Annotated in this window: 8 protein-coding genes; 2 read left to right on the forward strand and 6 right to left on the reverse strand. The window is 47.9% G+C overall.

Going from position 1 to position 7179, the window contains the following annotated elements; all coding sequences use genetic code 11:
* Positions 1–36 precede the first annotated feature (36 nt).
* Positions 37–339 carry a hypothetical protein gene (locus R2940_07340; GenBank protein MEZ4599586.1) on the forward strand — a complete coding sequence of 101 codons (303 nt, stop codon included), beginning with the start codon at positions 37–39 and terminating at the stop codon, positions 337–339.
* A 926-nt stretch (positions 340–1265) separates the two neighbouring features.
* Here the strand turns inward: R2940_07340 and R2940_07345 are convergent.
* The 3 genes from R2940_07345 to R2940_07355 form a co-directional block, all read right to left on the reverse strand.
* Entirely contained in the window at positions 1266–1826 is a 561-nt protein-coding gene (locus tag R2940_07345) for a hypothetical protein (GenBank protein ID MEZ4599587.1), read from the reverse strand.
* Between the two features lie 15 nt (positions 1827–1841).
* On the reverse strand, positions 1842–2693 hold the full coding sequence (locus R2940_07350; protein MEZ4599588.1) for a hypothetical protein: 852 nt from the start codon (positions 2691–2693) through the stop codon (positions 1842–1844).
* Between the two features lie 762 nt (positions 2694–3455).
* Positions 3456–3911, reverse strand: coding sequence for a hypothetical protein (locus R2940_07355; GenBank protein MEZ4599589.1), 456 nt, complete (start codon positions 3909–3911; stop codon positions 3456–3458).
* Positions 3912–4129: 218 nt separating this feature from the next.
* On the opposite strand from R2940_07355, the gene R2940_07360 reads away from it, so the two are divergent.
* Positions 4130–4876 (forward strand): hypothetical protein, encoded by a 747-nt coding sequence (locus R2940_07360; protein ID MEZ4599590.1) that lies wholly within the window; start codon positions 4130–4132, stop codon positions 4874–4876.
* Between the two features lie 44 nt (positions 4877–4920).
* Here R2940_07360 and R2940_07365 read toward each other — a convergent pair whose 3' ends face one another.
* The 3 genes from R2940_07365 to R2940_07375 form a co-directional block, all read right to left on the reverse strand.
* Positions 4921–5574: an HNH endonuclease gene (locus R2940_07365; protein MEZ4599591.1), complete on the reverse strand. Its 654-nt coding sequence runs from the start codon at positions 5572–5574 to the stop codon at positions 4921–4923.
* Between the two features lie 177 nt (positions 5575–5751).
* Positions 5752–6552, reverse strand: a complete 801-nt coding sequence (locus R2940_07370) for a DUF2726 domain-containing protein (protein MEZ4599592.1) — start codon at positions 6550–6552, stop codon at positions 5752–5754.
* Positions 6553–6949: 397 nt separating this feature from the next.
* Positions 6950–7179 (reverse strand): HEPN domain-containing protein (locus tag R2940_07375; protein ID MEZ4599593.1); only part of this gene is annotated, 230 nt, incomplete at its 5' end.

Here is a 7179-nt window from a genome sequence, read left to right on the forward strand (position 1 = left end):
GAGGTCGCCTGCGAGACCATTGGAAACCGGTGACCATTGAGCATAGAGCGTCACATCGGCGCTCCCCATCTCGAATTCGGCCCCCTCTGTGTAAGTCGTTCCTCCTCCGTCAGCCTGCGTGTTCCAGCCCGCAAAGGTGAATCCGGTTTTCAAAAGATTGCCGGTATTTCCGAGCACCGTGACGGTCTGGCCTTCTTCGTAATCGGTGTTATCGACCGGGACGTTTCCGCCATTTTCATCGTTACCATCATAGGTTACGTTAAAGGTCGTTGTTCCACTTCCATCAGAGCTTCCACTACCGCCGCATCCAGCCAGGGCCACGGCAAGAATCAGGATTAAAACAAAACCGAAATGCATGTGCTTTTTCATTTCCGCCTCACGAAAGAATAAAATTTGCATTCCATTGGTGCCCCCTAAGCCCATGTTACAATCAGATCGCTCCGCCCCGTCCCCCCCTTCCTGTTGTTTTCCGCCTTGAGAATATTTCAGAGGTCATCGACATTCGGAAAGCCGTTCATTTTCCAGCTGTCTGCACGACGCCCACAACACCGCCAATGCTATCCGTCAAAGCGGTGTTTCCACATGGAGTGCCAAGAAGAAAAAGGGGAAGAAAATAAAGAAAAATGGGGAGTTGTAAAATTATGGAATTGATCAAGCAGGACCCTGAACACCAACCTTGAGGCAGAAAATCGATTGTCCGGGAAAGCATTGGAATCTCCAGGCCGGGATTCGGAATTACTTCATGTTAAGCAGCTTATAGCATGTTCAAAGGTAAAAGAAAATCCTATCTTTCGACCATGCGGTCGGGCCTGGCATCGACGCGAAGACGAGTCGAAGCGCAACAAAACCTTTGTTCCAGGCTGCTTCCAGCATGAAACATCCATCGACGAAACGAGCCCGATCATTGAGGCTAAAAGACCTCGGGCGGGACAAACACGGGCCTCTCACCGGAAAATAAGGCTACAGAGTCAAATTGTTGATATTCCAGGGGGGATAGCGAGAGGGGTCGCGTCTACATTTTCCACGGGATAGCGAGAGGGGTCGCGTCTACATTTTCCACAAACGAAATGTGTAGACGCGACCCCTCTATTGTTCTCGCTCTGTTGTTCTATTTGTTCATTTGAGGGTCGAAATGGCGGTTCTAAGGGCAAAATATGGGATTATTTTTCGAATTCTCTTTTACAAACCAAAGACTTGTCCAGGTCCGACCCCAGGAACGTTCTCGGACCAGGTCGACCGCGATCATCCTTGACACTCCGCCATACTTATAAAGTCTCGGGCCAGTTTTCCGAAAGGGCTTTTATGAAAGCTGAAAGGTTTTCATGAGCGCCTCCCTCGCAAGCTTCACGATATCTAGTATGTGCTAACAGTGCTCTGCTTCCGAATTCCGTTTCAATGGTTTCGCGCCAAATCGCTTTGCCGGATTTTCGGTCCACGAAGATATAGCCTACTTTGAGAGTATTTCGAGTTTCGAGTCGTGAATTGTCCTGAACGGATCGTTGGGAAAGAATAATGGCGCTTACGTCAAGATCAGTCTCGCCCTCTCTTGTTACGGCACTGAAGATTCCCGAGTTTTTGAGACCGGCAAAAAGAGCCGCCTCTAAATCAGCATCCGATAAATTTTCATACCAATTTGGCCATCTTGTATTAATTCCACCTGACCCGCGAACTACTCTCACGGATTTATTGATTACCCGGGCCCCAGGATCTGTGATATTTGGAGTCATATTTCCCAAATTTCCATGAGTCTGACACCCGTTAATGAACGAAGCAAATATTCCTAAAAGGAAAATAAGAAAAATAGATTTTAGTAAAGGGCGCGACATTCGATACCTCCTGTTTTAATTGTTTTTAAAATTGTTCAGCAATAGTCGCACATTATCGCCACGGGCAACAACCTCAGGGTTCATCGGATCACCCTTGGCAAACACTGTGCTCATATTGAGGATCTCTCCATTGCGTAAGTCCAAAATTCCGGCAAACATATTCATTCCATCGCTCGGCACTTTCGGAAACACATATACAGCAACGAGATTCGTACCGAATCCAGTGAGAATCCCTGTGGTTAGCCCTGTCAAGAATTGTGCTGTTCCGTATGCTGCCGCTTTTCCCCCAGATAAACTATTCCCGCCAACCCAGATATAAACGAGTTTTTTGTTGTTGCTTCGGCTGGTCACGATCGAAGAAGCAATTTTTGCTCTTTCGAGACTAATCTGCTTCGATTCGTTTCCAATGGGTTCAGGCAATAGCTTTTCCTGTGTAATGAATCTCACAAGATCCTTTAAAGCTAAAGCATATTCAGTATCTTTCGAAATATTATTGTCAATTACGTATGGGAGCGCAATTTCAGTTACATCATCATCCATTGTATAAGCAACTCTTGCAGGAGTAGCATTTTGAATAGCGCCACAGACAAATGGCACAATTATGTCTTTAATATCAAATCCTACCGCGGTTAAGTGATTCGAAGCTGAAATTGATAATGCTTTTGCCCCATCTTGGGAATTTTTCACTACATAATAATCATCTGTGACCGCGGGCTCTTTCTTTATGCAGACGTCTATTAAAAGGATCGTATTTTGCTCACTATTGGAATATATCGAATCCGTTAACCTCTTGGTTACCGGTGGATTGGCTGCGCCACATCCGGAAATGACTATCGAAACCAAAATACCCAAGATAATCCTGTTCATACTAATTCCTTTTCAGGTTTAACGTGAAAACGCCGGCAACCATCAACCGGCGTTGCTTTTTTCTGGTGGTTGCCGGATCTTCAGGTTTATTTGCTTTCGGGCCTATTCAGTAAAAACCGCCAGGGAGCTTCAGCAGGCAATTTCCTTCCGGGACCTCAAAAGTTCCGAAGTCCCGTAGTAAGTTGTATTTTTCTCTTCTTCGTTTGGAGTGACCTCAATTACCGCCTCTTTCTCGCCCCTTCCCCCTTACAAGACCAACCGTAACAGTGAATTTTGATCACATTGTGCAGCAGGGTCATCAGCTTCCATTGGGCCATCGACCTTGACCTTGCCCCGGCGAGGATGGGCTCTCCTTGTGATCGAACCCACCAATAACTCATGGCCCATTTCCAATTAGTTTTTGCTGCACTAGTAATGCCAAATTCTTAAATGCCTTATTTTAAACCCTTTTTTGGGGAAAGTGTCTGAGTTGTAAATATTTTCGACTTACCAAAAAAGGCGATCTGATTGAGGGTCAGAAGTTGAAAATATCAAATCCATCTATTTTTTCAGTTATATAGTTGGAGATTTTACGTTCAAGCGCGAAGGGAGTCGGAGTTGGAATAATTTACACTTTTCAATGAAACAGCAAGAGGGGTCGCGTCTACACGTTTCATTTATGGAAACAGCAAGAGGGGTCGCGTCTACACGTTTCATTTATGAAAAGTTTAGACGCGATCCCTCTATTCTTACTCGTCTCCAGGAAGGCAAGCCGGATTCGACCTATTCCTGTCCCAACCGAATCGATCTAAAAAGACATTCTCTTGAGGCCCTGGTGTTATTGGCAATGTCGCGACCCAAGGTGAGAGCGGCAGGGATTGCCAGAAGGAGGCCGACAGAGATGGCGTTTGTGAAAGTAATCGCGAGGATCAGGAAGATCCTGTACTGGGTTGAAAAGAAAGGCAGTTGGGTGAGAAAATTCCAGAAATGGATGGCGCCCATGATACAGCCGATTCCGACCAGGGCTGCTGCAAAGAGAAAAAAGTTGATCAGAAATTCGATGAAGGGATAGGATTCCCGGTCGCGAATGACTTCCTTTTCCTGGAAGAAGAACCTCTCATCCACGGGGTCATTTCTCAAAACCTTTTCGATTTTCCTGTTGATGGCTGACTCTCGTGAGAGAGCATTCCGTTCGTCCGCCCGCGCCTGCTCCACCTTGGCGAAGATCACGCCGCACAATTGCCAGCACCCACTGCCAGAGATCCTTAAACTCGTCATTTTGGGGTCAAAATGGGCCTTCTAAGCCTATTTTTGGGGTGATTTTCGAAGATTTTATTGAATAATTAACAACTTACCTTGGTCCGACCCGGGAAACATGTTACTTGCGTCTATAAATTTCGATTTTTAAACTATGTGGGCTTCACCCTATTTCAGGTTTTTCCACCCCCTGCTGAGACATGCTGAGGGGGACAGGCTACTTTTTAGAAGTGCAAAAAGTAGCCTGTCCCCTTTCCCCATTCCCTGTCCCCTTTCCCCCCGGGAAACATATTGACGAGAAAAAACTTAAAAGCTTAAAATACTCCCCGTATAAAGTTATCAAAGGAAGGCATTCCGGCCAAGGGGCTTTTGCTGTCTGCATAACACAGCTGGGAAAAGGCTGCTCAATGTTGTCTTTAGTAAGATTGTGTCTTCTGATGCTGACTCTCTCGCTTGTTAATGCCGGATGCAGTGTAATACCAGTACCGATTGCCCCCTTCACGAAGAGACCGTATCCCCAAGACGTGTTAGAAAATGTGGGAAAGAAAGGGACCGATAAGAAGTTGGTCCTCAAAATATTGGGAAATCCAAAGGCAGTTAGATCTGCAGGTAAATACTGGTTCTATGCTAGCAATAGAGATATGTTAGGTTTTATCGGGTCTGATGTCGTGTTACAAGACTTCGAATGGTTGGCTGTGCATTTTGATGATTTGGGTCAGGTGGATTTTCTTGAAAAAAAGGAATCAGTTGATGGCTGCCTTTCCAATGGAATTTGCAACTATTCCGGACTCATTTATTCAAATCCCTCTTTGGCCGTTCTTAGTGCACCAAAAATTGAAGATGAAAAGTCAAAATTTTATAAAGTATCTGATAGGGAATGTGCCATTTACATTTACATGGAACCCGTTTGGGGCGGCTGTAGGGACGTTCTTGCTTTATTGCATTAGATGCCCTGTTTTATCCGGCCTCGTGAGGTCCGGGGACACCTTACTTACCTCCGAAAAACCCCTTCCCGATGCTCCCGCAAAAACCCCTCATACGGCAAAAACTTTTCCGGCATCTCGATCCTCTTCCCCTCATAATCCAGAAAATTCCGGACCAAAGCCTCATTCGGCAGGTATTCCCGCAGATAAGGGGAAATCACCAGCCGGTAATCCTCGTCGAACGTCACCAATCCTCGATCAAAAGCGGCATCCTGGGTCTGAGCCAGGCACAACCCATTCCTGGGATTGAGGCGATGCTCGGGGAATTTGCCCCATGGCAAAATATGACTGGCAACCAGCAATTCCGGGATGGGATTGCCAGTCAGGCAGCAGCGTTTGTTGTAGGACGCGAGCACACTCTTGCGGAAAAAGCTCTGGCCGAGACGGGCCTTGACCGAGGAAATCACTTCGGTTGGCCCTTCAGGAGCAATTGAGGGAAACTTTACAGTTGTTTTGCCCTTTGTTCCCTTGATCGCTTGCCTACTTGTTTCGGCATCATCGAGAAGCGCCCTCAATTTCTCTTCGCTTTCGACTCCGAGCTGTCCCCAGTCCGAATTGAACTCCTCCCAGATCGCCTTGTCGGCCCTGCTGACACTGCTAAGGCCTTTGATTCCTCGCTCCTGATGGAAAGGGTCAAGAGAGGCAAGGTTGCAAAGCTTCATGGAAAGACTGCTTGGAGACCTGCCGAGTCTCTCCGCAACCTCGACGACCAAAGCGTTCCCATGGCGAAGCTGCCCAAAGGGTAGCTTGCAATAGAGATTCATTGCCACCATGAGCTCGTCACGGCTCCACTTGTTTTCCTCGGGACATTCAGCCTGCTCCCCGAAATTGAAACTTTCCTAGTCGATAGCTTGCACGGTTCGACATTTGGGAAAGGCCGAGCATGCCCAAAACCACGTACCGGCATGAGGCCCTTTTTTGGCCAACCGTTTAACCATGGGGGCGTTGCAAACCGAGCAAATCGGATCGTCCTGGCCCTTCTCGGCCATGCAACCATTCGACGCCGGCGCATACTCTTTCTCCGTGGCTTCCATCCTCAAGCTCTTTTCCACCACCGGGTCCTCTCCAAGCTCATGGAAAGTCTTATCCGGATTCTGGTCTCCCGGGCCCTCCCCCGAAACAATTATCTGAGGTGCTTCATTCGTTTTCTGAAACAAGACCTCATCCAATTTCGCCCGAACCTCATGCACTGAATATCCCTTGCGAGCAGCAAAATGAATGATGGAAATACCAGCGCCGGTAAGCACCTTATCGACAAAGTTGTCCCGTTCGGCCCGATCCTTTCGGCGATGAGACGCATCGTCCAACTCCACCGTTCCGACAACCGCCAGTGAATCAGGCCGACAAAGAACGAAGTCGATATGTTTTTGGTGAATCCGGTTCCAGGCGCCGGTTCGTTGACTCTGAGAGAGCCCTTTGGCCGGTTGAACCAAATCCCCCAGTCTAACCTTTCCGAAAATTCGCAACCGCCCCTCAGATGCTTGTTCCAAAACCCCGAGAAATGATCGTTCAGCAGGACTGAAGAGTTCCCGAGGTTCGTAACTTGTTTCCCTCAATGAGCCCGGTTGCCGGCTCTTCAAGACCGCAACTAGAATCAACAGGACAAAAAGAATTGCCAGTAGAAGAACAAAAGTGCTCATAACTCCTCAAAAACAAAAAAACCGCCCACGCCTCACTGGCGCAGAGCGGTTCTATCGATCGTTTCGGATTCCCCCCGAATCTTCATCCCATCCTCTTGCAATAAAAATTCATACAATAAATGGTTTCAAGTAAACGGTATTAACTTTGCGGGATAATCGGGGTTTAGTCAAGGGATCTAATGTTTAAAATAAGGCAGTCCTGGGTCCTGGGTCCTGGGTCCTGGGTCTGGGTTCCGAATTTTAGACTCGGTACTGCCTTCCTGACCCCGGACTGGGGACCGTTTTTTTGAGACTCGGGACTGCCCTTTAGACTCGGAACCGACCTTGAGACCCGGGACCCTGGACCGGTTTTTAGACTCGGGACCCCCTTCCTGACCCGGGACCGGTGCTCTTAGCCCTAAATCTCAGCCTCTGCCCAATCAACCACTCTTCTGGCCAATTGGATTGCGACTTCGTGTTCATCTTGGCTGACCGGTTCGAAATCCCCGGGATAGCGGGTCATAACGGCATAATCCGTGAGAATGGCGGCTTCATCCACAGAGGCAGGCAGATCGACGACTGTGGCTATGAGATCGAGAAGGATGCGAAGATTGTGAGTTCTTGGGGGAGGAATACTCTTGGATCGGG

This window comes from Syntrophotaleaceae bacterium (assembly GCA_041390365.1).
Taxonomy (GTDB): Bacteria; Desulfobacterota; Desulfuromonadia; order Desulfuromonadales; family Syntrophotaleaceae; genus JAWKQB01.

Coding starts and splice junctions, on each gene's coding strand:
- R2940_07345 (MEZ4599587.1), bottom strand. CDS start 1,826: ATGTCGCGCCCTTTACTAAAATCTATTTTTCTTATTTTCCTTTTAGGA.
- R2940_07350 (MEZ4599588.1), bottom strand. CDS start 2,693: ATGAACAGGATTATCTTGGGTATTTTGGTTTCGATAGTCATTTCCGGA.
- R2940_07360 (MEZ4599590.1), top strand. CDS start 4,130: ATGCTGAGGGGGACAGGCTACTTTTTAGAAGTGCAAAAAGTAGCCTGT.
- R2940_07365 (MEZ4599591.1), bottom strand. CDS start 5,574: ATGAAGCTTTGCAACCTTGCCTCTCTTGACCCTTTCCATCAGGAGCGA.
- R2940_07370 (MEZ4599592.1), bottom strand. CDS start 6,552: ATGAGCACTTTTGTTCTTCTACTGGCAATTCTTTTTGTCCTGTTGATT.